Annotated in this window: 17 protein-coding genes; 8 read left to right on the top strand and 9 right to left on the bottom strand. The window is 53.6% G+C overall.

All coding sequences use genetic code 11. The annotated features are described in order from the left end of the window. Positions 1 to 19 precede the first annotated feature (19 nt). The 5 genes from H144_RS0115965 to H144_RS32010 form a co-directional block, all read right to left on the bottom strand. The gene (locus H144_RS0115965) at positions 20 to 1744 is read right to left on the bottom strand and encodes a RagB/SusD family nutrient uptake outer membrane protein (protein ID WP_019943090.1); all 1725 of its coding nucleotides are present in this window, start codon (positions 1742 to 1744) and stop codon (positions 20 to 22) included. A gap of 23 nt (positions 1745 to 1767) precedes the next feature. Then, a complete protein-coding gene (locus tag H144_RS0115960; protein WP_019943089.1) occupies positions 1768 to 5232 on the bottom strand; it encodes a TonB-dependent receptor in 3465 nt (1154 codons plus the stop codon). A gap of 294 nt (positions 5233 to 5526) precedes the next feature. Then, entirely contained in the window at positions 5527 to 6786 is a 1260-nt protein-coding gene (locus tag H144_RS0115955) for a FecR family protein (RefSeq protein ID WP_019943088.1), read from the bottom strand. A gap of 94 nt (positions 6787 to 6880) precedes the next feature. Beyond that, positions 6881 to 7474, bottom strand: coding sequence for an RNA polymerase sigma factor (locus tag H144_RS0115950; protein ID WP_019943087.1), 594 nt, complete (start codon positions 7472 to 7474; stop codon positions 6881 to 6883). Positions 7475 to 7601: 127 nt separating this feature from the next. After that, a complete protein-coding gene (locus H144_RS32010; protein WP_019943086.1) occupies positions 7602 to 10262 on the bottom strand; it encodes a DUF6528 family protein in 2661 nt (886 codons plus the stop codon). Between the two features lie 170 nt (positions 10263 to 10432). Here H144_RS32010 and H144_RS0115940 point away from each other — a divergent pair, with 170 nt between their 5' ends. Further along, complete coding sequence (locus H144_RS0115940; protein ID WP_019943085.1) at positions 10433 to 11413, top strand: endonuclease/exonuclease/phosphatase family protein; 981 nt, start codon at positions 10433 to 10435, stop codon at positions 11411 to 11413. Here H144_RS0115940 and H144_RS0115935 read toward each other — a convergent pair. Together H144_RS0115935 and H144_RS0115930 are read right to left on the bottom strand one after the other, a co-directional pair. Beyond that, on the bottom strand, positions 11404 to 12213 hold the full coding sequence (locus tag H144_RS0115935) for an AraC family transcriptional regulator (RefSeq protein ID WP_019943084.1): 810 nt from the start codon (positions 12211 to 12213) through the stop codon (positions 11404 to 11406). The two genes, H144_RS0115940 and H144_RS0115935, sit on opposite strands and share 10 nt — an antisense overlap. 33 nt (positions 12214 to 12246) lie before the next feature. Then, positions 12247 to 13104: an SDR family oxidoreductase gene (locus H144_RS0115930; RefSeq protein ID WP_019943083.1), complete on the bottom strand. Its 858-nt coding sequence runs from the start codon at positions 13102 to 13104 to the stop codon at positions 12247 to 12249. Between the two features lie 488 nt (positions 13105 to 13592). On the opposite strand from H144_RS0115930, the gene H144_RS0115920 reads away from it, so the two are divergent. From H144_RS0115920 to H144_RS0115905, 4 genes are all read left to right on the top strand, one after another. Next, entirely contained in the window at positions 13593 to 15980 is a 2388-nt protein-coding gene (locus H144_RS0115920) for a S8 family serine peptidase (protein ID WP_019943081.1), read from the top strand. A 26-nt stretch (positions 15981 to 16006) separates the two neighbouring features. Continuing rightward, positions 16007 to 16705, top strand: coding sequence for a hypothetical protein (locus tag H144_RS0115915; protein WP_019943080.1), 699 nt, complete (start codon positions 16007 to 16009; stop codon positions 16703 to 16705). Positions 16706 to 16841: 136 nt separating this feature from the next. Further along, positions 16842 to 17822: an alpha/beta hydrolase gene (locus H144_RS0115910; RefSeq protein WP_019943079.1), complete on the top strand. Its 981-nt coding sequence runs from the start codon at positions 16842 to 16844 to the stop codon at positions 17820 to 17822. Between the two features lie 208 nt (positions 17823 to 18030). Beyond that, the gene (locus tag H144_RS0115905) at positions 18031 to 19281 is read left to right on the top strand and encodes an SGNH/GDSL hydrolase family protein (RefSeq protein ID WP_019943078.1); all 1251 of its coding nucleotides are present in this window, start codon (positions 18031 to 18033) and stop codon (positions 19279 to 19281) included. Here H144_RS0115905 and H144_RS32005 read toward each other — a convergent pair. Together H144_RS32005 and H144_RS0115895 are read right to left on the bottom strand one after the other, a co-directional pair. Then, entirely contained in the window at positions 19271 to 19660 is a 390-nt protein-coding gene (locus H144_RS32005) for a LytR/AlgR family response regulator transcription factor (RefSeq protein WP_019943077.1), read from the bottom strand. The two genes, H144_RS0115905 and H144_RS32005, sit on opposite strands and share 11 nt — an antisense overlap. Before the next feature lie 58 nt (positions 19661 to 19718). Further along, the gene (locus H144_RS0115895) at positions 19719 to 20195 is read right to left on the bottom strand and encodes a DUF6252 domain-containing protein (RefSeq protein ID WP_019943076.1); all 477 of its coding nucleotides are present in this window, start codon (positions 20193 to 20195) and stop codon (positions 19719 to 19721) included. A 220-nt stretch (positions 20196 to 20415) separates the two neighbouring features. Here H144_RS0115895 and H144_RS0115890 point away from each other — a divergent pair, with 220 nt between their 5' ends. The 3 genes from H144_RS0115890 to H144_RS0115880 are packed head-to-tail and all read left to right on the top strand — an operon-like array spanning position 20416 to position 25908. Continuing rightward, entirely contained in the window at positions 20416 to 21447 is a 1032-nt protein-coding gene (locus tag H144_RS0115890; protein ID WP_019943075.1) for an efflux RND transporter periplasmic adaptor subunit, read from the top strand. Positions 21448 to 21455: 8 nt separating this feature from the next. Beyond that, positions 21456 to 24560 carry an efflux RND transporter permease subunit gene (locus H144_RS0115885; protein ID WP_019943074.1) on the top strand — a complete coding sequence of 1035 codons (3105 nt, stop codon included), beginning with the start codon at positions 21456 to 21458 and terminating at the stop codon, positions 24558 to 24560. Further along, the gene (locus H144_RS0115880; RefSeq protein WP_019943073.1) at positions 24550 to 25908 is read left to right on the top strand and encodes a TolC family protein; all 1359 of its coding nucleotides are present in this window, start codon (positions 24550 to 24552) and stop codon (positions 25906 to 25908) included. Before H144_RS0115885 ends, H144_RS0115880 begins: the two co-directional genes overlap by 11 nt. Positions 25909 to 25966: the final 58 nt, after the last annotated feature.

The raw sequence follows: 25966 nt of genomic DNA, 5'->3' as shown, positions 1-25966 counted from the left end.
AATAGCGCGGTGGTTTGATTTAGTACCCTGGGTTTTGCCGCATGTTCACGTTCGCCGTGATCTCGTTGATCGGGATGGGCTGGGCGTAGTCGGTCGGGTCCCACTGGATGGCTCCGCCTCGAATGCGCTGGTAATAAGCCGCTTCCTTGTCGCCGATCTGCCAGCGGCGGACGTCGAGCCACCAATGTCCTTCACCGAAGAGTTCGGCCCAGCGTTCGTATTTGAGCGGGTCGTTTTTCAGGACGGCGTCGCTGGCTTTCGTGAGGTCGGTGAGGCTTTTGTAGTCGATGGCCGAAGGCGCGTTCACCGGCAATCCGTAGGCGCGTCGTTTGACTTTGTTAATGTATTCCAAAGCATTGACGTTATCCCCGGAATGCGACAGCGTTTCGGCATAAAGCAGGTAAATGTCGGCCAGTCGCAGCCACGGAAAATTCGCGCCGTTGGCCATGTTGATCTCTGCTTCGGTACCGTTCGGATTGGTGAATTTGCGAAAACTCCATGCTTCCATGTCGAGCTCCGAAATGTCGAGATAATGCGAAACGGGGCGCTTGCGGCCATTTACGACCATCGAATCCACGTAAGGCTGGTAGCAGGCCACCCACAGGCGCGGGTCCACGGTCTGCTTCTTTTTGGCTTCCTGCGAGCGGGCAATGTAGGCCGGGTCCACGCTGGCAATGTTGGCGCTCGTGGTACCGGCTTTGAAGTAATGCCCCTCATTGAAGCCGAAGCGCGCGATGTTTTTCGAATGCGGGAACACGTTGGACCATGCCGAGGCGGCCTGTCCGCCATTGTCGCTCACGTACGTCGGCGCGATCACCATCCCTACGCTCGATCCCATCGACTGGTCGTCGCCACCGCGGGCGGTCATATCCACATTCAGGTTCAGCTCGAACAGCGACTCGCTGGTAAACTCATTTTTACCATTGAACATATCCTTATACACATCGAATGTCACGAGGGATTTGCCGCTGTTGCTCACCACGTCGCCGAGGTAGGTTTTGGCATTGGCCCAATCGGCCTGGTAGGCATAGATTTTACCCAAAAACCCTTTTACCGCCCAGCCCGACACTTTGTACTTGTCGGTAGCGCCCGTCCAGTTGGTGCTTTTGAGCAAACCTTCTGCCGCTTTCAGGTCGGAAATAATGAAATCCCAGCCTTCCTTTACCGTTTTGCGCGGTACCTGCGTTTCGTCGAGGCCCGAAGCTACCCCGGTAATGATCGGCACGCCCATTTTGGCGCCGTCGGTTGCCGCATTGAAGCCCTCGCCCCAGAACGATACCAGGTGGAAATAGTACCAGGCACGCAGGAAGAGCGCCTGCCCTTTGATGAGGTCGATCGCCGCGGCGTCATTGGGCGCTTTTTGCCGGTAGGTTTCAATGCTCGTCAGGAGCGTGTTGCTACGCTGTACCCCGCGCCAGAGCTCGCGCCAGGTGTCGTACAGGAAGCTGTCGTTTGGCTGGGAATTGTTCTGGCCCATCTGAATCCAGGTAGGCGTTCCCTGCCAGCTGAGGTCGAGGGTATGGTCCCAGAGCCAGAGGTTTTTGCCGAGCATCGTGTGCCCGTACAGGCCGTTGGCATGCTGCGTGGCGTATACGCCTGTGAGCAGCTGTTCCAGGTCGGCCACTGAAGCCGGGTACTGCGACGGCGCCAATGCCCCGGGGTTTTCGACATTGACGAAGTCGTCGCTGCATGAATACATACCGGTCAGCGCCAGGAGCAGAAGTAGTTTGTGAAATATTTTCATAGCTGTACTAGCTGTTAAATCGGTTAGAAATTCAGATCGATACCCATGGAAACCAGTCTCGTGCGCGGGTACGAGTAAATCGTGTCAAGCCCGCGCGCCGTGGTGCCGTTGCGGCCCAGCACCTCGGGGTCGAGGCCTGAATAGCCAGTGAATGTCAGCAGGTTCTGGGCCTGGAAATAGATCCGCAACCCGCTCATTTTCCATTGCTTCACCAATGCCGACGGCAGTGTATAGCCCACTTGCAGGTTGCGCAGTTTCAGGAACGAGCCATTCTCCACGACGAATGACGAAATACGGGTGTAGTTCGAGTTCGGATCGCGTACATAATTTCCCGAAGCGTCTTTGGTACCCACACGCGGCTGGTCGGTCAGGCCGTTTCCATTGAAAAACGAGGTCTTGAATATGTCGTTGGTGGTGTTGTAATCCCCTACGAAAAACTGGGTATAGTACTTATTTCCATTAAAAACATCCACGCCCTGCACACCCTGGAACATCGCCTGCAAATCGATGCCTTTCCAGCCCAGGTTCAGCGAAAACCCGTACGTGATCTTCGGCCACGGGTTCCCGATGTAGGTTTTGTCGTCGATGGTGATGCGTCCGTCGCCGTTCACATCGCGGAATTTAAGGTCACCCGCGCCGGTGCCTGCGTTCTGGAAGAACACGCCGGTTGTAGGCTTACCCGCAGCCGACGCGGCTTCCTGCGCACGCTGGTTCAAGGCGGCCACGTCCGCGTCGCTCTGGAAAATGCCTTCGACAATGTAGCCATAGAACTGGCTCAGCGGCTTGCCCGCCTGCGTGCGCGTGACGGTACTTTCGAGGTAGTCGCCTGCCGCGCCGTCGTTGATCGGGTTGTTGTTGGTACCGCTCAGCTGCTTCACAAGGTTTTTGTTGAATGCCGCATTGGCGCTCACCGAATAGGTAAAATCTTTCACCTTACCCCGGTAATCCACCGCGAGTTCGATTCCCTTGTTGCTCATCTGGCCGATGTTGGTATACACTCCGCTCGTGCCGTAGAAACCCGCCGAAACCGGCACGGGCACCTGGTAAATCATATCCTGCGTCTGGCGCGAGTACCAGTCGGCTGTGATATTCAATGCGTTTTTGAACAAACCAATGTCCAGACCGATGTCCGTCTGGTTCACCTGCTCCCATTTGATATTCTGGTTGGGCAGCTGGGCCGTCAATGCATAGCCTTTGGAACGGTCGCCGTTGGGCAGGCCGAGGATATTGGTACCGCCTGTGCCGCCGAACGACGCCTGGTAGGTGTATTGCGGGATGCTGCTCGTACTGCCCAGTTTACCATAGCTCGCGCGGAGCTTCAAATTGGATATTTGTGAAAAATTATCCCTTACAAATGCCTCCTCGCTCATTTTCCAGCCTACGGAGAACGAAGGGAATACACCCCATTTGTTGGCCGGACCAAAGCGGTCGGAGCCGTCGCGGCGGACGTTGGCGGTGAAAAGGTATTTGTCGGCAAAAGTATAGTTGATCCGCCCAAACTGCGAAAGCAGCCTCGTTTGGGGGAACTCGCCGCCGCTGGCCCGGTAAGTGCTCGGGTTGGTGGTCATGCCCAGGTTATAGGTGATCACCTGGAAGCCCTGCGCCTCGCCGTGTAAATTGCTCAGGTTCGACTGGTACGCCTCGTAACCGACCATTGCCTTCACCTCGTGGCGGCCGAATGTACGGCCGTAGGTGAGCACGAAGTTGCCGGTGAAATTCCGGGAGTTGTTCTGATCGCGGCTCAGGAATGCATTCACGTTTTTAAGGGTACCAAAATCATAGGCTTCGGTAAACTTATAGTTGTTCAAAGCGTAAATAGACGCCCCGAACGTAGAGCGGAAGTTCAGGCCTTTGATAATCTCCCAGTCGAGGTACACATTGCCCTCCAATGCGTACTGGTTGTTTTTGGCATGGTTAATGAGCTCGTTCGCCACCAGGTTCGGACCGGTGAAGAACGTACCCGTCTTGGCCCAGCCGCCCACGGGATTAGTAGGGTCGTAAACGGGGATCACAGGCGCGGAACGGAACGGGAATGTGCTCGTTTGCACGGGATTGTTGCGGGTGCTCCATCCGTAGAGCGTCTCCCCCACTTTCAGGCGGTTGTTGATCTTGAAATCGGCATTGGAACGAATACCGTAACGTTCGAACCAGTTGTCGATGATGGTACCGCCCTCACGCTGGTAGTTGGCCGAGAGGTAATAATTGGTCTTGGCCGTCGCGCCGGAGAGCGATAGCGAATAGCTCTGGTCGCTGCCGGTGCGGTAAATCTGGTCTACCCAATCATTGTCGGGCAGCGTATTCGGGTCGCCCCAGCCGCTGGTATTGACGCCGGAAGCCGCTTTCGCCTTGATATAATCCGGCGTGTTGAGCATGCTGTACAAATTCAGCGGCTTACGGGCGCCGTAGTAGGCATTGAAATTGATGTTCATCTTGTCGGAACCGGCCACGCCTCGCTTGGTGGTGACGAGCACCACGCCGCCCGCAGCCTGCGCGCCGTAGATCGCGGCGGCACTGGCATCTTTCAGTATTTCAATGGATTCCACATCCTGCAAGTTGAAATTGTTGCCGGCCGACATCCTGATCCCGTCCACAATGTAGAGCGGTGCCATTCCGCCGATCGAGCCTACGCCCCGGATCACAATGTCCGACGAGCCGCCCGGCGCACCGTCGTTCCGGGTCACCTGCACACCCGCCGCGCGGCCCTGCAATGCCTCGTTGACGCTACGCACAGGCAGGTTTTTGATCTCCTCCGATTTCACCGACGATACCGAGCCCGTCAGGTCCGACCGTTTTTGCGTACCATAGCCCACTACCACCACTTCTTCCAAAGCCTTGTTGTCGACTTTCAGCGTCACGTCGATCTGGCTCCTGCGGCCTACGATCACTTCCTGGGACATAAAACCCACGAAAGAGAAGGTCAGCACGGCATCGGCGTCCGTAATATCGATATTGAAAATACCCTGTTCGTTCGTGGATGTGCCGCGCTGGGTGCCCTTCTGGATCACGTTCACGCCTGCGAGCGGCTCGCCTTTCTCGTCGCTGACTTTCCCGGTGACGCTGATATCGAAGATCGTTTGCAGATCCACCTTCTTGCGCATCAGCTCCGTCATGCGTTCTTTCAGCACGGGGTCGGACGCGAACGAGAATGGTTCTTTCAGGCTGGCTTGCTCCCTGGGCTTCCGGACCGGCTCCCGCTTTTTCCGGACGATAATCGTCTTATCTACAATGTTGTAGGTCAATGGCTGCCCGGCAAAACAGGCGTCCAGCACTTCTTTCAAAGGGGCATTCGTCACATTAATATTGACCTTCTCCGCCTGATCGAGCATTTCCAGGTCGCAAATGAAGACATAGCCCGTCTGCTTCCGCACGGTTTTGAGCACTTCCAGTAACGTTGCATCCTTCTTTTTGAGTGATACCTGCTGGGCGAAAGTGTCTTCGGCCAGCACCTGCAACGTACCAATCAGGAATATCAACACAGTTAATTTCATTGCCAGGAGGACTTTACCAAAGTCGGGTCGGTGTTTTGCGGCATATGCCTGCCATAGAGAACGCATTAGTATATACGCTCTCCACAGGACAGTTTTGCCCTTGTATACAAATTTCATAGTTTTGTATGCTTGGTTAAAAGTGAATGTATCGTTGTCCAATGATCTCAGGATTAATCAGGTCGGGCCGGGTGCGGTCGCAACGCATCCGGTCTTTTTTCCCGATAACCCTTTCCAAATGCCGTTCAGGAAGAATTCAGGGGGTTCATTTCGTTTTCAGGGTTAAGTTGAAGGTGTTCAATCGGTATTTTTCACGGTTATTTTCCTGTCATCGATCCGGAACTGGATGCCGCCCGTCATTTCGAGCATTTTAAGCACTTCCGACACGTTGTTCTTGCGCGAGATGGTCCCGGCAAAAGATTTTCGCTCCACATTTCCTTCGTATTTCACATCGAGATCATACCAGCGCGAAATCTGCCGCATAATCTCCCGGATATTGCCATTGAACTCGAAACGGCCCTCTTTCCAGGCCACCACGCTTTCCGTATCCACCGTTTTGACGGCAATCTCCCGCGCAGCCCCGCCGGTGGCTACCCGCGCCTGCTGGCCGGGCGTGAGCACCCTGGTCACCGCGTCTTTTTCCACCCTTACCGAGCCTTCCAGCAGCGTTGTCTGCATAGTAGGCTCGTCACCATAGGAGCTGATATTGAAATGTGTTCCTAACACGGTGATCTCCATATCCTTTCCTTTCCCGTTCCGGTCGGTCACGCGCACGAGGAACGGCCTTTTTTTGTCGGGTTCTATTTCAAAATAAACTTCTCCCGTCATTTCCACATCGCGGTGCTTGCCTGTAAATGCAGTAGGGTATTTCAAACTGGAACCGGCATTCAGCCACGCCTTCGAGCCGTCGGGCAGGACGATCTTGTACTGGCCGCCCAACGGCGTCCTCAGCACATTATAGGCCACAGCACCTGCGTTAGCGGCATTTAGCCCATAGGTCACCTCCCCTTTCGACTTGTCGATCGTCGTCCCGGGCTGTACCGACAGGTTGCCTTCGGTGATGGTATTCAAATCGTAGGTCCGGCCGTCGGCTAGCGTGAGGCTGGCCTTGTTGCCGCCTGCCGGGGCATCGTCGCCATAAACGCTTTGCGAAGCCACCACCGGTTGCGTTTCAGGCGCGCGGTTCAGCCAGCGATAGCCGCCGTAAACGAGCATGAGCGCCACGGAAGCCGCTGCCAGCTTGAACAGCCACATTGGCCGCGTGCGTGTTTCGTCGGGCTCCGTATCGGGTTCCGGTTCAGCCAAATGGCCTGCACTACCTTCCGAAGTTCCCCGGCCGGTGGCCGAAAATATGGAGCTGAGAATGTCCTCGGCCGTTTCATCGGGCATGGTATGGTCTGCGCCGTCGCGGCGTACAAACTGGTCGATCAGCCCGTTGAGTTGCTCACGGTGATCGTCCGACAGCAGCATGGCCATCAGTTCCTCCCGCTCCTCGTCGGTGATTTTTTTTTCGCAATACCGGAAAAACAAGTCGTCCAGGCGTCGGTTTCGCATCATAGTCAGGATTACGGACGGCCTTTACCGCCCTGCACCCGTAAAGACTTCCGTCGGACGGCTATGGGGGACAATGAGATAAAAAAAAGTTTAAAAATTAATTTACCAAGAAAAACAACACCCAGGAGATTGCGATTTCGAGCTTCAATTTGCTGTACGCGCGGATGTGTCGCAATGCGCGTGCGAGGTGGGTTTTGACTGTTTCCGAAGAGATACGCAGCTTTTTCGCGATCTCGTCCCGCTTCAATTCCTGCTCCCTGCTCATCAGGTAAATCTGCTTTTGCTGGGCCGGAAGCAGCTCTACCGCCTGATGCACGATTTCTTCGATTTCCAGGTCGATAATGCGGTTGTAGGTCGTGTTTTCGCCCACGGGAAGTTCCAGTTGCAGGTCGTCGACGAGCTGCTGCTGGCGCGCCATGCGTTTGAGGGTAGAAAAAACGTGATTGCGGGTCATGATAAACAGGTAATCCTCGAAACCCACGATTTCGAGCAGCGTCTCCCTTTTGACCCAAAGCTTCAAAAAAATGTCCTGAACAACCTCCTCGGCCAGAAAAGTGGAATGCGTGAGCCGGAATGCGGCGGAATACACCTTGTCGCGGTACCAATGAAACAGGGTAGCAAACGCCTTCTCGCCGCCCGCCGCGATTTCAGTCAGCAACTCCGCTTCGTTATGTAACGCGTCTATTTTCAAGGGAATACCATGAGATTCCTACAAATGTAATAGCAAAAGGGATTGAATAGGAGAATATGGGTATAAAATATTGAAAAGGAAGGAAGGGAGGATGGTGCGAAGTTTCGCTTCGCACCGTTACTGCATCTTACTTAGCCAGCAAGCGCTTCATCTTGTGGTAAATCTCGGTATTCTCATATACCCCGCGAAAATCCAGGGAATGCGGGCCGTAGGCGAATACCGGCACCATAATGGCCGTGTGGTCGGTGGTGCTGAACTGGCCATCGACATACCCGGTTTTCAGGTTTCCGTCCAGGAGCGTGAGGCCGCCGGTTTCGTGGTCGGCGGTGACGAGAACGAGCGTTTCACCGTTCGAATCCGCGAAACGGAGCGCCTCCCCTACCAGTTTGTCGAAGTCCAGCATTTCGGTGACCACATACGGCACCACATTGGCGTGACCGCCGTAATCTACCTGCGCGCCCTCGGCCATCATGAAAAAGCCTTTCGGGTTCGATTGCAGCGTTTGAAGGGCTTTTTGAAATGAATCTTTGAGAAAATCACCGCGGCCATTCAGCATGGAACGCGTGTTTTTGTCGTCCAGGAGTACGAACGGCGCCTTCATTTTCGACAGGTCTTCCCAATTGTCGGATACCTGGAAACCGCGTGTTCTGAGCGTGTCGGCTGTTTTGGTTTTGGCAAAATGGCTGTAACCGCCGCCGATGAGGATGTCGACCGGCTCTCTGAGGTAATCCGTCGCGATTTCCGCCATTTGGCTGCGCTCGGGACGGTGGGCATAGAATGCCGCCGGGGTGGCGTCGGTAATATCACCCGCCGAAATCAGCGCGGCTTTACGGCCTGTCGCTTTGACCTGGCGGATGATGGAAGGGACCGCTACCAGGTTGGAATCCACGCCGATGGCCCGGTTACGCGTTTTGTTGCCGGATGCAAATGCCGTGGCGCCGGCAGCCGAATCGGTAATGTAGTTATCGGAGGATGCCGTTTTGGAAAAACCGATATTCAGGAAGCGTCCCAGGTTCAGCTCGCCGCGGTTGGCCGTGAAGCCGGAATAGATTTGCGCGAGGCCCATTCCGTCGCCGATGAGCAGGATAATGTTTTTCACTTTTCCCATCGCGTCGTTGTTTTTGTAGGTCGGCTGGTAGGGTTTGTAAAATTCGGTGGCCTGATATTCGGCATTCTTGCGGCCGCTCAGGAACGTGCCGAGCTCGGCCACGTGGTCGGTATTGATATAATCCACGCCGAGGTTCATCAGGATTTTCCAGGCATTGATATTGTCGGGGCTCGCCCAGAAACGGAACGGCTTGCCCAGCGCATGCGCCTGGGCGATGACCTCGGTAATGGCCTTGCGGTCCTGCTCCACGGGAATACCTTTGCCGTTCCATTGCGAATAGCGGTGAAAATCCTGGCTGATCATACCCAGTTTCACAGCCTGTGCCGGCGTGTAATTGATACCTGGGCGACCGTCGAAGAAAATATAAGCCGGGTACTGATCAAACAGATCGGGCGCGGGCGTATCGCCGCTGACGACTACTTTCACACTACCCTGCGGCACCAACAGGCTTTCATACGGCGCCAATGCCTTCACCAACGCCGCGAGGGTCGGTTTGGAGGATGTTTTCAGGTCTACAAGCAGGGTCATTACCCGGCTTTTGTCCTTGTAAATGCTTCCGTCGTTTTTGGCAAACTGCTTGGCAATCTGCTGCATATACAGCTTATCGAAGGTGCGGTCGGCGCTGATATCCCGGGAATCGTGCGCTACAAAAAGCGTGTCGTTACGCAAATGCACATCGGCCTCTACGGAACCGAACTGGTTCTGGTAGGCCAGCGTGAATGGCGCCGCCTGCATGTAGTCGTTATGCGAATGTGCCCGGGAAAGCGGGTTTTCGGCCAGGCCGCTATCAAACCAGCGGGCCTTGTACACGTGCATGTCCGGGAACGCGAATTGGCGGGCAGGCGCATGGAACTTCACATGGAATGTCCACCAGCTTTCTTCGGGGATCGTATAAATGTACTGGCCCGACGCATCGCGACCGAGGCTTTTGATATTTTCCGCATCCGGAAAATCCTTGATTTTGGTAAACTGCTGCGTGGCGAGACTGAACAGCCACGAGCCGTGATGCTCGGTCACAAACAGGTCGCCCGCTGCATTGGCAGGCTGCAACTCATGCCCGCCGATGCCCGGAATGGTCCATTTGGCCACCATTTTGAGGCTGTTACCGGAAACAATCTTGTATTCGCGCAACACATCGTAACCCAATGCGAACAGACTTTTGCGCTGCTCGTTCCATACCACGCCGTGTGCCGAGTAGAGGCTGTCGCTATACAGTGGTTTGCCGGGCTGCTTCAATGAAAAAAGCATGAGCTTGTTTCCATTCGCATGTACCGATGCGGCGGCGGCAACGAGGTCGCCCGGCAGGAGCTCTACCGAATGCGCATTGGGTACGGCCGCATGGAAAAGGACTTTTTTATTGGCTACATTCAGCAAAGCAACGGCTCCGCTCGATGAGGATACGAGCAGCTGGCGACCGCCCCGAACGGCCTTGCAGTCGTCCGTGGTATTGAACAACTTCGTGCGGAACTGCTCAGGCAGATCAGCCGCCTGGTGCGCATCCCACTGCCAGACGATCTTCGGAATGCTGTCTTTGGAGCCGGCGTAATCGGTGATCAGGACCTTGCTGTCGCCGCACACGAGGAACGATTTCCGGGGAATGGCCTGGGCATACGCGTGGTTAAGCAGGAACGTCAGCAGGCATGCCAGGACGGAGGTGCTATGAATAAAAAAACGGGTCATCGGGCAGGTTATCACTGTTAAAAATCAGAACTGGTGCGAAAATAAGGCACTGAGCCGCTAATTAGGTGCAGAGAGCCCCATTGCTACCTGAAAAATAACCTATTCTTAACAATTTAGAATTACCCACGCCACAATCCACCGGTAGTTTTGGGTGTACCAACGGGCGTCTTATGCGGACAATTTTATGGCTTGACAAAAACAGGATTTTCAAATCGGCATCCTGGCTGCTCATTCTCCTTTTTCTTTCCGAAGCCACACCGCCCGCAGACCCGCTCCGGCACAGATCCCTGCCCGCCATTATCGTACCGCGCGACTCCGCCAGTGCGGGCAGCTTTTCCGTTATCACCTACAACATCGCGGGCCTCCCCCAGCTCATTTGCAGCGCCGGCACGCCGCGAAGGGAAAGCATTGCAGCCATCGGCAGGCTCCTCAACCGCTACGATATCGCACACGTACAGGAGGATTTCAGCTACCACCAGCATCTGTACGGCCCCGGCAACAGCCACCCGTTCCGTACCCCTACCAAAGGCACTGTCATGACCGGCGACGGCCTGAACACCCTCTCGAAATTTCCCGTAACCCACCTCCGCCGCATCGCCTGGACCGACTGTACCGGCGCCGACTGCCTCACGCCCAAGGGTTTCACCTATACACGCATCGAAATCGCCCGCAACCGCTTTATCGACTTCTATAATGTCCACGCCAATGCGTACAACCACCCCCGTGCAGCCCTCGCCCGCCGCCGCAACATGGAGCAGCTATCGGCCTACATCCAGCAGCATTCCGCCGGCAAGGCCGTCGTCATCATGGGCGACCTGAACGGCCGATACAGCTTCGGCCAGGATAATGTGGGGTGGTTGTTAAGGGAGAATGGGTTGACGGATGCCTGGGTGGATTTGCGCTGCGCCCGTAAGCTTCCCGAAGCCAGCGATACCATGCCCCCGGCCGACATTCTCGGCATTAGCGATTCCTGTGAAACCATTGACAAAATCCTGTTCCGCAGCAGCGCGTTCATCGAGCTCCAACCGGCCGCCTATGCATTGGAAAAGCAATTATTCTCCAATGCCAAAGGTTTGCCGCTTTCGGATCATCACCCGGTTTCGGCCCGGTTTGAATGGAAAATACGGAACGAGGTAATAGCCTATGATTGAACCAACACCGGAAAGTTCTCCACCGTCTCCTTCACGCTCTTCCGAAACTGAAACGGCGTCAAGCCCGTAAATTCCCTGAAATTCCGGATGAAATGGGATTGGTCCGCGTACTCCTGCTCGAACGCGATGTCGGAAAGCTTGTCGTAGGATTGGCCGCGAAGCTGGTTCAACGACGCCTGGAAACGGCAGATACGGGCGAAAAGCATCGGAGAAAGGCCGATTCCTTCCTGGAAACGCCTTTCGAGCGTGCGCTCCGATACTTGCAGCTCCTGCCGCAGTTCTTTCATTGAAATACCACCCTGCGACTGGATAATGCGCTGCATCGCGTATCGCGCGGCCGCTTGCAGCCCGTGGTCATTGCGGCAGATCTGCTCCCAGAGGCATTCGGAGATCACTGCCGCTTTCGCCTCCATGTCGGCGGCACTTTCCAGGCGTTCCCTGAGCCGCCTGCCGTTCAGGAACAGGTCCAGGTCGAGGCAGTCGTTCGTGAGTTCGTGCGCGTCCATGCCGAAAATCGATTTCAACGCATGCGGATAGAAATAGGCCCCGATGGTGCTGAACCGGGCGGGCGAGACGATACGGGTATGCACCGTCGACTGACCGTACAGGAATATCGGCGCGAGTTCCTTCGATTCCTGGAACGAAGTATCGGGCGACTGCTGGAAAATTATGCCGGGCGAACCGTCCGCGATGGTCACGAAATGGACCTGCTCGCCGGGCTGGCCGGTGCTTTCGAGCGCCCAGTAGTACTTGATGTAGTCCTGCAAATGCGGCGGCGGTGTGATCTGATGATATTTCATGGCTCTGCTTAGTCAAGGCAATTTATCGATTTTTTAAAACAAACCCCTCAGATACTCCTGAACACCAAGCGGTTTGCGACCGAGGAAGCCTTCCAGCGAACGGTCTGTCCCCTCGAATTCGCCGGCGCGGATACTGTCGGCCATGCTGGCGTAGAAAGCGGCTTCTTCCTCTGGCAGGCCGTAACCGAGCAACCCCTTGCGGTAGTCTTCGGCCGGAATGTCGGTGTGTGCGGCTTCCCCGAAACCCGCTGCATCCTTTAATGCAAGCGCTATATCCGCAAAACTGTGCGCCGACGGACCAGTGATATGAAAGGTTGCATTCGCGAATTCGGGCCCGGTGAGCACATTGGAAAGCGCTTCGGCAATGTCCCTCCGCGATGCAAAACTCACCCGGCCGCTGCCCGATGGGTAGAAAATACGCCCGTCGCCCATTGCCTCGCCGACGAATAGCGGGATCGTTTCATGGTACATACTATTGCGAAAAAAAACATACTTCATGCCGCTCTGGCGGATCATGGCTTCGGTATTGCGGCAAACATGCGCCGACTGGAAACGCGCCGACTCGTGCGGGAACAGCGTACTCGTGTACACCACCTCCTGGACGCCGCATTTCACGGCCGCATGGACGACGCGCGTCTCATGCGCCATCGCCCGCACCCCCGTAGCCGACGACGAGATTTGCAGCAGCCGGTCCACGCCAGCCAGCGCTTTTTCCAGCGATTCCTGGTCTTCGTAATCCGCTACCCGAACCTCAATACCCGATTTGCTGAATTCGCCCAGCTTTGCGGCGTCGCGCACGATCGCAGCGATGTGCTGCGGGGATGTTTTTTTCAACAAAAATGAAAGGGTGGCTTTCCCGAGGTTTCCGTTTGCTCCTGTAATGGCTATCATTGTTGTGTTTGTTTTGGTTTAAAGCAAAACTAGGAGCCGCGCGTCCCTAAAAATAGAACAAAACCGTCAGCACCTGTTTTTCCGCCCGCAAGCCTTGATTTTTCGCGATCGTGCTTAGATTTGAAAACCGAGCGACCGGAATTTTGACACTAGCCTAACCAGTCCCCGCGTCATCGCCATCGGTTTACCCACCCACCCCGCCAACGGCACGCCCTTCCCGCTCCGCAACGAAATCATCTTCATTTCCGTGGCTGTGGTGCTCTTTACGCTGGTCGGCCAGGGCCTGACTCTCCTGTGGATCGTAAAGCGGTTGGGGGATTAACTTACCGTTAATCACCCAAAAACGGCCGCCAAGTTATTGAGGGGTAAGGGAAATAGCTTTATAGTTTAAAGACATCTAAGTTTAGTACCAGGTCGATTTAAATCGACCTGGTTTTTGACCTGTCAAATTAGATTACCTGGCTATTTTTTAACATCCTTCAATATCTATGAAAAAGACACCACTATTCTACGTATGCTTTCTGGTACTTCATGTTTTGGGTTATGTCGCTGTTGCACAAGACATGTTTCATTTCGCCAATGAAACGCAGTATCCAATTTACCTTAGTAAGAAGATCGCGCTGATTCAATTCTATGACCAAAGACAGATAGAAAATATTCCGGCCGCCAACCTTGCTGACCTTGCAGAGACGATTAAAATAATAGAGGGAATTCCTGGTATGGCTTACGTAACCTTCCCTGACGGCATGACTAAGGCCGACATGGAAAGAAGCATTCAGGCGATTCGTACTAAACCAAATATTCGATCTGCACACGCAATGATGACCAACGTGGAAGGCGAGGAAGTTGCGGGTTTTCTGGACGTATTGATAGTGCGATTAAAAGCAAATGCAGATTTTACACTATTTCAGTCTGTTCTAAATGAAAAAGGACTAAGTATAAAGGACACTGACAAGTTCGATAACAGAATCTTTTATATTTCCGGACAATCTGTTTTGAACAACCCGATTAGTGTATGCAATGAGCTAAGTTCAACGAAGCTTCTTGAATTCGCCCAACCAAACTCCTTACGTTATATCAAGCCAGCAGGTACACCCGCCGACCCCTTATTTTCAAGTCAGTGGGGACATACAAAAATGCAAATCCCGGAGGCCTGGGACATTACGACAGGTTGTTCTGCTATTAAAATTGCAATTATCGATAACGGCGTACAATTAAATCATCCTGATCTTATTGATAATTTGGTTTTTGGATATGATGCGACGCTCGGCGGAACAAATGGTGGTGCTGTTGCCGGCGAGATACCACATGGAACTAAATGTGCCGGAATAGCTGCCGCGGCAAGTAATGGAATCGGACTGGCAGGCGCAGCGTACACATGTAAAATTATTCCCGTACGTGCGTACTCGACTTTGGGAGGAAATTTATCCACAGACGCCTTTATTGCTACTGCCATAAATTTTGCCGCAGGTGCAGCCGATGTCATTAGCATGTCCTGGACAATAGTCTCCGCTTCTCATCCCAATGTCGACCTTGCAATCACCGCTGCAATCAACAATGCCACGACAACTGGGCGTGCAAATAAGGGCTGCGTTTTGGTGGGAGCGATGGGCAACGACGGAACAAACATCTTTACCTTGCCAACGCGGCTTCCCAATGTTCTGGCCGTGGGCACCTCCGTTCAAAATGATACTAAATGGAGTGGAACCAATACTCCCACAGGAACCTACAAAATCGATCTCGTAGCGCCCGGACCAGATGTTGCTACGATCACAGGAAGTTCGTATTCAAATTCACCAAACGATCACCGAACATCCTGGTCTACACCAACTATTGGCGGGATTGCTGCGCTGATTTTGTCCGCAAATCCTAGTCTCACACATCAGCAAGTCAAGAGATTGATCGTCGAAACCTGTGAAAAGGTTGGCGGCTATTCATACATTGTCGGGAATAGTATAAAATACGTTGATTTGTCTCATAGCACTGATATGGGGCATGGTCGGGCCAATGCATTCAAAGCATTGGAAAAAGCGGCGGGTGGGCCGATCGTAGGCCCAACCCTAGTCTGCTCTACTGGAAATTTTAGTATAACTTCTCCAATTCAAGGGGCGACCTTATCATGGTCAACGACAAATGCGGGACTGACAATAACTAACGCCGGCACTGCAACACGACAGGCTGGCTTTAACGGAGAGGTTACTGTCATAGCCACAATAACTGCGCCCGGATCCTGTCCGGTCACTCTTATAAAGAAGATCCATGTGGGTATGCCTGTTCTCATGAACGGCTACTATGTGAGCAATGGTGCACAATATGGTTTAGTAGAATCGGATGAGTCCTATCCAAATACAATTTGCTGGAATGCTAATCCAACAACTGGAAATGTCTTTACATCTATCCTTGGTTCTACTTCTACTTCGTGGACTAAAATCTCATCAACCCCGATCGGCTTACTTTGGAGCTCCTCAGGAGGAAATTTATGCATTACTTTTCAGTCGATCGGGCAGCAAGGCATATTCAAGCTAAACTACTCCAATGCTTGCGCAGCCTTGTCCAAGTTTTATGGGTTAAAATCCATCAGTTGTGCCAACTTCCTCGTCTACCCCAACCCTGCCAGTGATATCGTGACATTTGAATTTGAGAACACAAATGATATGGACAACCTGTATCATGAAATTCAATTAATTTGTGAGCAGTCTGGTCGAGTTGTCCGAACGGTAAATGTTAGCGAAATCTTCAAAGGGAAACAGTTCATCGAAGGTAACAAAGTTGAGATAAACGTGTCCGACCTTAGCAGAGGGGTCTATTATGTTCATGCCATTCCTGGAAAAACCTCAAAGCTCAAAGGCGAAAGCGTACGCATTCTTTTGGAATAATCGCAACTCTATATCAGCAAACCAACATGAAAAAGGGAACAACCTGCAAACTGGCTCTCGTGCTCGCTTTACTTTCGCTGATCATCAACGATGTAGTCGGTCAAAACCGGAAGCCATTTCATATCGGGATTCACGCCGGATATGGGACGGACTATTATCAGAGGAAAGTCAAGGGTCCTGGCGGATCTTCCGGCGCTCCCGGGAACTTCAATTCCAGATATTCGGTGGAACTAGGTGTGTATGGTGAAAAATTTGTAAAGAACAGACTGTCCGTTGTACCAAAGATCCGTTACAGCATCCAAAATGTTCCGACCAACACGCTTTGCAATTGCAGCCATTTGGATTACCTGCAAAAAGAACTTCATCACACGGCTTGGCTGGCGCTGGGTTTGCGTGCCTATTTGTCCCAGCGATCGGCTGTCAAGGCATTTGCCGGTATGGGTGTTCTGACATACTACTTTGTCGGGTACGGGGAAAAACGAAACGATAACAGCAGCTTTCACTGGAATGCGCAAGGGTATAACCGCATCAATCCCGGAATCTCAGGTGAAATCGGTTTGCAATGGAAGAGAATAGGCCTGTCGGCGGAATACCACCGAAATATGGGCAACACTTTTGCAAAGGGATATAAGCTGTCAACGGGCGATGAAGTCAGGCGGAGTATTTTCCGACAAGGGTATACGATTAGCATGTCGTTCCTGATCACAAAACCCGCTTCCCAATGACCCAAAAAAATTTCCTCCACCCCCACCTTTCTTAACCTAGGTTAATGTTTCCGATCTTTGGCAGGTCTAGTTTTGTCATATCAAATCAAGCACAGCAAGACAAAACGAATATTAAATCTCAAAACCTTTTAAGATCATGGAAACTCTGAATATCATCGACCCCGCCAACGACCCTGCTATTTTTGAAGATGTAAAAACTTTCCTCAATGCATTGAACTCCGGCGGCGGTACCCCGCTAGAACAATTGTCGCCCGCTGATGCACGCAATGTGCTCGTAGGCGCACAGAAATCGGTGGAAGTGGATTTGTCGGGCATTGAAACCAGCGAAAAAACCATTACACAAGACGGCATCACCGTGAAACTGGATATCGTGAAGCCGGCCGGTACCACCGAGAAACTGCCGGTGTTCATCTTCATCCACGGCGGCGGCTGGGTCCTTGGCGATTTCCCTACCCACAAACGCATTGTCCGCGACCTCGTCGTGTATTCCGGTGCAGCGGCTGTTTTCGTAAACTACACACCATCGCCCGAAGCCAAATACCCCGTGGCGATCAACGAAATTTATGCCGCAACCAAATGGGTGGCCGCACATGGCGACGAAATCAATGTAGATGGGACCAGGCTCGCAGTGGCTGGTAACAGCGTCGGCGGGGATATGGCCGCGGTTACCGCGCTGAAAGCCAAAGATGACAATGGCCCTGAAATCAAATTGCAGGTACTGCTCTGGCCCGTTACCGACGCCAATTTTGAAACTGTATCCTACAACCAGTTTGCCGAAGGCCGCTTCCTGACCAAAAACATGATGAAATGGTTCTGGGACAACTACACCACCGATCCCGAAGAAAGAAAACACCGCTACGCATCACCGCTTCAAGCAACTGCCCAACAGCTGCAAGGCCTGCCTCCTGCCCTCGTGCAAACCGCTGAAAACGACGTCCTCCGCGACGAAGGCGAAGCTTATGCCCGCAAACTCGAGGCCGCCGGCGTGAAAACCACTTTGGCAAGATACCAGGGCCTCATCCACGACTACGGCCTGCTGAACCCCCTCGCCCACGTGCCCGCCGTGCAAGGTGCGCTGCTGCAAGCCGGCGCCGCGATCCGCGAAGCGCTGAAATAGATTTTCAACATACTACTACACCGGAACGGGTTATGCGCAAGTGTAACCCGTTTTTTACATTTAATAATCAGTATCGACCAGAAAATCAATTAATTATAAATATTTGATAAAAAAATAAGAGATTTTTGATAACATAATGCCTTTTTTGTGTGTCATGTTGATATAAAACCGGCTGGATTGGCCGTCCTGAATTCATTTGAGTAGTTGTATGACCCACAGACAAATTGGGCTGATATCCGTATTCGCCGGGTATCTGCTCCTCGCCATCACGGTGTACCGCTGGCAACTTTTCACACACTTCATCGCCACCATTGTGTTTTTCAAGGGATTGGTGCCCGTTGCGTTCGTCCTCTTCATCTGGGCGGTTATCCGTTTGTTCAAACTACCTTTCTGGGCCGCATTGCTGACTGCCGCAGGGCTCGAAACCGCTTCGTACCTATACATACGTCACACTATTGAAGTCAACACAAATGCCGACCGGCACGAGGTGGGCGTACTGTCCAAATGGGTCAATTACCGCGATGTGATCCAGTTCAACCGCCATTTCAGCAGCTATTCCCCCGACCTGGGCTACCGGCTCCGCCCCGGCGCAGATGACGTGCATTCGAGCCTGGAATACAGCAATGCATTTAAAATCAACAGCTTCGGCGTACGCGACGACGAGGCTTCACTCGAAAACCCGAAACTGGTGTTCGTCGGCGATTCGTTCACAATGGGCTGGGGCGTGGACCAGGACCAGACCTACGCCGATCAGACGGGCCGTAAGCTGGGCGTGAAAACGCTGAACGCAGGCATTTCATCTTACGGCACCTACCGGGAAATGCTGCTTTTTTCAAAAATTAAAAGGGATTCCTGCCGGCTGCTGGTGCTGCAATACTGCGACAACGATCTCGAAGAAAACCAGGCGCGCAACGAGCCTGCCAACCAGGGCCAGCTGCTCACGCCGGCGACATTCGACAATACGGCCGTTTTTAACCGGATCAATGAAACCTATTATCCGATGCGCTTCACTTACTTCTTCGTTCGGGAAAAAGACTTGTTGAAACGCATCTGGACGAGCCCGTTACAGGTATTCGGAGAAATCGGAGGCGCGCTTTCGGCTTGGGTCAAAGGCGAACAACACGCCGTGGTGACGCCGCCGGACATTAAGACGCCCGAAGAAACGCGTTTGCACACCGGGTATTTCTATAAGTCATTGGCAAAAATCCGCCGCTACTACCAGGGCAACATCATCGTGCTGCATCTCGATGGCAGGTATACACGCCCGGAAATGATCCGCGCTTTCGAAGCCGAAGGCCGGCAGCCCGGCGATGCACATCTGTATTTCCTGCACACCGACGAGCTGCTCAGCGCTCATGACTATTATCCGGTCGACGGCCATATCAAAGCCTCCGGCCATGCCAAAATTTCCGACGCATTGGTAAAAATGATCCGCGAAAAGGCATTGCTTACGCCCTGATACGCCGCGTGGGGTCGGCAAATATGCTGATGATTTCCTTGGTTTTACGTCGGCTTACTACTGCCTCGTTGCCGCAGCGCATTTTGAGCGCGCGCCCGTCTACGGCGCAGCCGATCACGTAATTGGAGTTCACGAGAAATGATTTGTGGACACGGATAAAGTTGTCGTCCAGCTTGCAGGCAAGCGATTTCAGGGTTTTACAGACAAGGTAACGCGTGCCCGCACAGGTATATACGTACGTGTAATTGCCATCGCCTTCGAGGAATGTGATCTGTTCCGCGCGGATCGTCAGCACCCTCCCCATGAAATGCACCGATAGCTGTGCCGGTGCGGGGCTGGCCTCGTCCTTAACCGGACTAAACGGGGTAAAAGTGTTCATATCAATAGCGGTGATCGTTGGATGGATAGCGCGGGCCGGATGGCTGAAATTGTGCGATCTAGCGAACATTCACGTTGAAACTGCCGTCCGTCAGCGTGCGGCTTTTGGTGCCCGTCGCGTCCACGGCCGTCAGGCTGAACGTGCCCTGGATATTGGCATCGGTCCTTTTTGTGATCGTGATGGTGCCGCTGCCTCCGTTGATCGTCGAAAAATCCTGTTTATCGAAAGTCATCACGGCAAAATTCACCGCATTGATCGGGAATGTGCCTTCTTTCACCGTCTTGGGCAATGCAATAGCCACGATGTCGGTCGTTTTGCTATCCAGGCCGTAGATGGCGTAGTAAAGGTCGTTGGCCGGGAAGCTGGCTAATGCGTAAGAATAATCGGGAGCATACTCTTTGCCATCCACCTTCACCTTGAAACCCGCCTTGCCGGTTGCCGGGTCGGGGTTCACGTCGTCGCTTTTTTTGCTGCAACCAGTCAGGACAGCGATGCTTAAAACGGATAGGATGGTCAGTAATCTGAAAGTTTTCATGGAATTGATTTAGTTAAATAATGTGTAGTAGTCGTTTGACATTTCAAAACTACTATACGTCGGGCCGTACGTGTAACCGACTACACATCAGGCGGGTTTGGGTTTAAACCCGGCGAAGCCCAGCCGAAATCCGGCTGCGAATGGCGGGGATAAGGTACGAATTCAGTATGTTAGGGTTACTTTTTGGTATAGATCAAAAGCATTGCCTAACGTCCATTCTATGAAAAGCAATTCTATCTATCTCACTCTCCTGATAGCCGCGCTTTCCGGCTGCAACAAATCCGGCGATCAGGCCAAATCCGTCGAAAAGCCGCTGCCCGTCGTGACACGGCAAGCCCGCAACATTACCGCCAACAACCAGATCTCCGTCAGCGGGAATATCGAAGGCAACAAGACCGTCCGCCTCGGTTTCCTCGTCGGCGGAAAGATCAACTACATCGCCGCCGCGGAAGGACAGCTGGTGAAGCAAGGCCAGTTGCTGTCGAGCCTCGACCCCGGCAATTACAGCATTGCCAAAGAACTAGCCGACGTACAAGTAGCTCAGGTTCAGGACGAATACGACCGACTGAAAGTCATGCACGACCGTCGGAGCCTGAGCGAGAGCGATTTCGCCAAGGTTGGCTTCGGGCTGCAACAGGCACGTGCGCAGGAGAAGCTGCATGCCAAAAACCTGTCCGACACGAGGCTTTACGCGCCCATCAGCGGGGTAATGCTCAAAAAGATGGCCGAGGTGGGCGAGATCGTCGGCGTGGGCACGCCGCTGTTCGTCGTGTCGGACATCCGCACGGTGAAAGTGAATGCGTATATCCCCGAAAGTGAATTGCACAATATCAAACTTGGCCAGGAAGCGAAAGTACTGGTTTCTTCACTGAGCGAGACATTTACCGGCAAAGTGACGGAGGTGGGCTCGGCGGCCGACGCGGCTTCACGGGCATTTACCATTAAAATCGTACTGAACAACCCGAAGCTGCTTATCCGACCCGGCATGATCGCCGAAGTAACAATGGCATCCAACCAGTCGAAAAAAGCATTGGTACTCCCTACCGAGGCCGTCCTGCACGACCTCGACAACCAAAGCTACGTATTCGTGGCCGATACCGACCGCAGGATCGCATTGAAACGGAAGGTAAGCCTCGGCCAGCTGACCGACAACCAGATCGAAATTACCTCGGGCATTTCCGAAAACGACCGCGTCGTGACGGGCGGACAGCATAAGCTTACCGACGGTACGGCCATTTCCATCACCCAATAAGCTGCATTATGAACTTCGTCAAATCATCCCTGAAATATCCGCAGGTGACGCTGTCGGTATTGCTGCTGGTATTCGCGGTGGGCGTTTACTCGCTCCTGAACATGCCGAGGCGCGAAGACCCGAAAATTACCGTGAGGCAGGGCCTTGTGCTCGCCTTTTTTCCGGGCGCCAATTCGGCCCAGGTGGAGGACCAGGTGACCAGGAAACTGGAACAATATCTTTTCCAGTTTGAAGAAATCCGCAAGGAAAAAACCTACTCTACCTCGCAGGACGGCATGGTGGTCGTGAATGTGGAGCTGGGTGAAAATGTCAAAAACCCGGACGTATTCTGGAGCAAGCTGCGTCACCAGCTGCTGGTGGCGCGTCAGGTCGATTTTCCAAAAGGCGTCCGCGGCCCGATCGTGAACTCCGATTTCGGCGATACCGAGGCGCTTGTAATCGGCATTGAAAGCAACAAGGCCACTTATGCCCAGTTGCGGGATTATACCCAAAAGCTCGAAGATGTGCTCAGGACCGTTAAATCGGTTTCGAAGATCAAGCGCATCGGCGAGCAAAAAGAGCAGATCACCGTTACCTGCAGCTCCGAAAAGCTGTCGCAATACAATGTGAGGCTATCGCAGGTGATCCAGGTGCTGCAATCGCAGAATGTGATCAGCCCGACGGGCGATATCAAGACGGCCACCAGTCAGACGCCGCTCTATACATCCGGCTATTTCAGCACCGAAAATGAAATTGCCAACCAGATTGTCGGCGCTACTCAAACCGGCGAGCTGATCCGGGTCGGCGACATGGCTCAGGTTAAACGCGAATACACCGAACCGACGAGCAAAACGACGGTCAACGGTAATAATGCGATGATGCTGGCGATCCAGATGCAGGAAGGCAACAACATCGTGAAATTCGGCGAAGAAGTGGCCGCAAAACTCGCCGAAACAGAAAAGCGGCTGCCATCGGATGTGAAACTGACGACGATTGTAAACCAGCCGCATCTGGTGGACGAAAATATTACGCACTTTATCCGGGAATTCTTCCTGGCCATTTTTTCGGTGGTCGTCGTGGTAATCCTGCTCCTGCCATTGCGCATTGCCGCCGTGGCCGCGATGGCGATCCCGATGACGATCGCGGTAACGTTTGCCCTGCTGAATGCATTCTCCATCGAGCTGCACCAGGTTTCACTGGCCGGCCTGATCGTCGTGCTGGGCATGGTGGTGGACGACGCCATTGTCATCGCCGATAACTATGTGGAATTGCTGGACGAAGGCATAGACCGCTGGACGGCAGCCTGGCGCAGCGCCACCGACCTGGTCATCCCGGTACTGGCCGCCACCGTTACCATCATCGCCTCGTTCATGCCGATGGTGATCCTGACCGGCTCGGTGGGCGAGTTCATCCATACATTGCCCATTACCGTCACCATCGCGCTGGCCGCTTCGTTTATCGTCGCGATGATCCTGACCCCGCTTCTCTGCTACACGTTCATTAAGAAAGGGCTGCACGACCATAGTGCGGAAAACGCCGACCGGAAAAAGCGTGTCAGCCTGCTCGATCGCATGCAAAACGGCTATAACTCGGCCCTGGAATGGTGCGTCAGGCATTCCGGCCTGACCATCGGCGTCAGTCTAATCACCGTCGTGCTGTCCGGTTTTGTCTATCAGGGAATTAAACAAAAATTCTTTCCCGCGGCGGAGCGTAATCAGTTTGTAATAGAACTATGGATGCCGACGGGCACCAAACTCGATCAAACCAGCCAGGCCATTCTCAAAGCTGAAAAGCTCGTCAAAGGCGACCCGCGCGTCACTTCCTACGCGACTTTCACAGGCACCAGCGCTCCCAGGTTCTATTACAATTTCTCGCCAGAGGTACCCGTCACCAATTATGCCCAGATCCTCATCAATACGACGGATGATCAAACTGCCGAAGAATTTGCCCGCGATCTGGACGGCAAACTGGCTGCCCTCATCCCGGAAGGTTCGCCGGAAGTGAAACTGATGCAACAGGGGTCACCTTATAAATCGCCCGTGGAAGTACGCATTGTAGGAGACGACATCACGCATTTGAAAGCCATTGGCGCACAAGTGCTGGATATTGTTCAGAAGGCCAATGGCAGCACGATGGTCCGGTCGGATTTCAGGGAGGACTATTACGGTATCAGCATCCAGCTTAAGGACGAGGCCAACAAGCTCGGCTTCACAACCGGCAGCATTTCACAAATGATCTACACGGGTTTCAACGGCGCCCCCGTGTCGACCATGTACGAGGGCAACAATCCGCTGGATATCGTTTTCCGGCTCGACGAACAGAACCGGCAGTCGTCCGACAACCTCGAAAACACCTATATTTCGTCGCCCGTGACCGATGCCAGCGTGCCGCTCCGCCAGATCGCCGACCTGAAACCGCAATGGCAGACAGGTAAGATCATGCACCGCAACGGCGTGCGAACGCTCACGGTCCTGAGCGAAACGGAAGGCGACGTGCTCCCGGCCGACCTTGTGAAGGAAATAAGCCCCAAAATTGCCGACTTGCCCCTGCCTGCCGGCTACCGCATCGAATATGGCGGTGAGCAGTTCAATAAAAACGAGACGTTCAGCCAGATGATGGTGGTGCTGGCGATCAGCCTCGTACTGATCTTCTTCATCCTGCTGTTCCAGTTCCGCAGCCTGAAAGAGGCGATGCTGGTCATGCTCACCATCCCGCTCAGCCTATTCGGGGCGCTTATCGGCCTGTACATAACCCATAACAACTTCGGATTCACGGCATTTGTAGGGTTAATCAGCCTGTCGGGTATCGTGGTGCGGAATGCGATTATTCTCGTGGACCATACCAACGAGCTCCTCGGCCACGGCATGGACATCCGCACGGCCGCCATCGAATCGGGTAAGCGGCGGCTACGGCCTATATTCCTTACCGCCATGGCGGCGGCCATCGGTGTGCTGCCGATGATCCTTTCGGGCTCGCCCATGTGGAGCCCGCTCGCGAGCGTGATCGCCGTCGGTGTGATATGGTCGATGGTGATGGCATTGCTGACAGTGCCGGTGCTGTACATCGCGATGATCAAACCACACGACAAAAAAGACCTGATGGTAACCCCAGTTGCTGAACACCATGAAAACTAAGCCGTTTCTTCCCATACTATTCCTTCTCGCGCTTCCGCTCATCCGCACGTACGCGCAGCAGGCGCAGCCGCTCACGCTCGACCGTGCCGTGGAGCTGGCTTTGCAGAACAACCACTTGCTCAATGTGCGCAAGCTGCAGGTAGCCGAGAAGGAGGCGAAGGTAGCCGAGGACCGCATCAAGCGCTACCCCGTCGCCTCGGTGAGTTCATCCTACCAGTACAATGTGAACCTGGGTTCGCTCGTGATCGAACAGGGTTCGTTCGGCGCATTGCCGCTTGGCGGGACAAACATTCAGCTGCCCAACGAGCAAAAAACTTTTCCTTTGGGTAAACACCACAATTTCAATGCGGGCGTGACGGTCTACCAGCCCATTACCCAGCTCGGAAAGATCAGAACGGGCATTGAAGTGGCGCAAACGGATGCGGAACTGGCGCGCAAGGAACAATCCAGAGCCTCGCTGCAAATCACGCAGGCCATTGAGAAACTGTATTACGGCCTGCTCATTACGGAAAAACAGCAGGAAGAAGCAAATGCAAAGATCCGCCTCGCGCAAATGCGGCTCTACGATGTGGAAAGCGCATTACTTTCGGGCAAAACCCTCGACGTGAACAAAGCCGGCCTGCAAGCCAACATCGCCGATGAGGAGCAGAACCTGCTGAAACTTCAGATTCAGACGGACGATTACATGGCAGACCTGAAACAGCTGACGGGCATCGAAGCCGACAGCATTACCCTCGCCGGTACGCCCGGTAGTCCGACGCCCGGCGCGCCGCCCATCGGTGCCCCAGGACCATTGGACAGCTACCAGGCGAATGCCGCGATTTCCAACAACGATATTAAAATTGCTAACCTGACGGAGATCAAAACCCAGAAAGCCATCCGAGCCGCCGAGCAGAGCAACCTCCCCGACGTCGGCCTGGTAGCAGGCTACTCCTACCAGACCGGTAACCTGCTCTTTCCGAACAACAACCCATTCCTCGGCGCGCAGCTGAAATGGAACATCCAGGACCTGATCGCAAACCGGGAAGTAATCCGCCAGCGGCATTTCCTGAGCGAACAGGCACGCGAAAATTTGATTAATACCCAAAATCAGGTCAAAAACGATGTGGCCAAAACGTACCGCAAGCTCACACAAGCAACCGCGCTGATCGCCGTGGCCGAAAAAGCCGTGAAATACCGTACCGAAGAATTGAAAGTTCAAACCGACAAGCAAGCCTCCGGACTGAACCTCGAAGCGGACCTGCTCAATACCCGCTCGCTGCTCGCCAAATCCGAGGCAGATTTGCTGGCGGCGCAGCTGAATTACCGGCTGGCTTTTTCAGATTTGCTTCGGCTGACATCGGAATAACAGGCTGGCAGGAAAGCAATTTGTGAGAAGTTAACGATTATTTAATATCCAGTTTAAA

This window comes from Dyadobacter beijingensis DSM 21582, assembly GCF_000382205.1.
GTDB lineage: Bacteria > Bacteroidota > Bacteroidia > Cytophagales > Spirosomataceae > Dyadobacter > Dyadobacter beijingensis.
The sequence above is the reverse complement of the archived record's forward strand: the minus strand, read 5'-3'. Positions and strand labels throughout refer to the sequence as shown.

Bases quoted from the DNA above. Each gene is read 5' to 3' on its own strand.
- H144_RS0115965 (WP_019943090.1), bottom strand. From the start codon at position 1,744: ATGAAAATATTTCACAAACTACTTCTGCTCCTGGCGCTGACCGGTATG.
- H144_RS0115960 (WP_019943089.1), bottom strand. From the start codon at position 5,232: ATGAAATTAACTGTGTTGATATTCCTGATTGGTACGTTGCAGGTGCTG.
- H144_RS0115955 (WP_019943088.1), bottom strand. From the start codon at position 6,786: ATGATGCGAAACCGACGCCTGGACGACTTGTTTTTCCGGTATTGCGAA.
- H144_RS32010 (WP_019943086.1), bottom strand. From the start codon at position 10,262: ATGACCCGTTTTTTTATTCATAGCACCTCCGTCCTGGCATGCCTGCTG.
- H144_RS0115940 (WP_019943085.1), top strand. From the start codon at position 10,433: ATGCGGACAATTTTATGGCTTGACAAAAACAGGATTTTCAAATCGGCA.
- H144_RS0115935 (WP_019943084.1), bottom strand. From the start codon at position 12,213: ATGAAATATCATCAGATCACACCGCCGCCGCATTTGCAGGACTACATC.
- H144_RS0115930 (WP_019943083.1), bottom strand. From the start codon at position 13,104: ATGATAGCCATTACAGGAGCAAACGGAAACCTCGGGAAAGCCACCCTT.
- H144_RS0115920 (WP_019943081.1), top strand. From the start codon at position 13,593: ATGAAAAAGACACCACTATTCTACGTATGCTTTCTGGTACTTCATGTT.
- H144_RS0115915 (WP_019943080.1), top strand. From the start codon at position 16,007: ATGAAAAAGGGAACAACCTGCAAACTGGCTCTCGTGCTCGCTTTACTT.
- H144_RS0115910 (WP_019943079.1), top strand. From the start codon at position 16,842: ATGGAAACTCTGAATATCATCGACCCCGCCAACGACCCTGCTATTTTT.
- H144_RS0115905 (WP_019943078.1), top strand. From the start codon at position 18,031: ATGACCCACAGACAAATTGGGCTGATATCCGTATTCGCCGGGTATCTG.
- H144_RS32005 (WP_019943077.1), bottom strand. From the start codon at position 19,660: ATGAACACTTTTACCCCGTTTAGTCCGGTTAAGGACGAGGCCAGCCCC.
- H144_RS0115895 (WP_019943076.1), bottom strand. From the start codon at position 20,195: ATGAAAACTTTCAGATTACTGACCATCCTATCCGTTTTAAGCATCGCT.
- H144_RS0115890 (WP_019943075.1), top strand. From the start codon at position 20,416: ATGAAAAGCAATTCTATCTATCTCACTCTCCTGATAGCCGCGCTTTCC.
- H144_RS0115885 (WP_019943074.1), top strand. From the start codon at position 21,456: ATGAACTTCGTCAAATCATCCCTGAAATATCCGCAGGTGACGCTGTCG.
- H144_RS0115880 (WP_019943073.1), top strand. From the start codon at position 24,550: ATGAAAACTAAGCCGTTTCTTCCCATACTATTCCTTCTCGCGCTTCCG.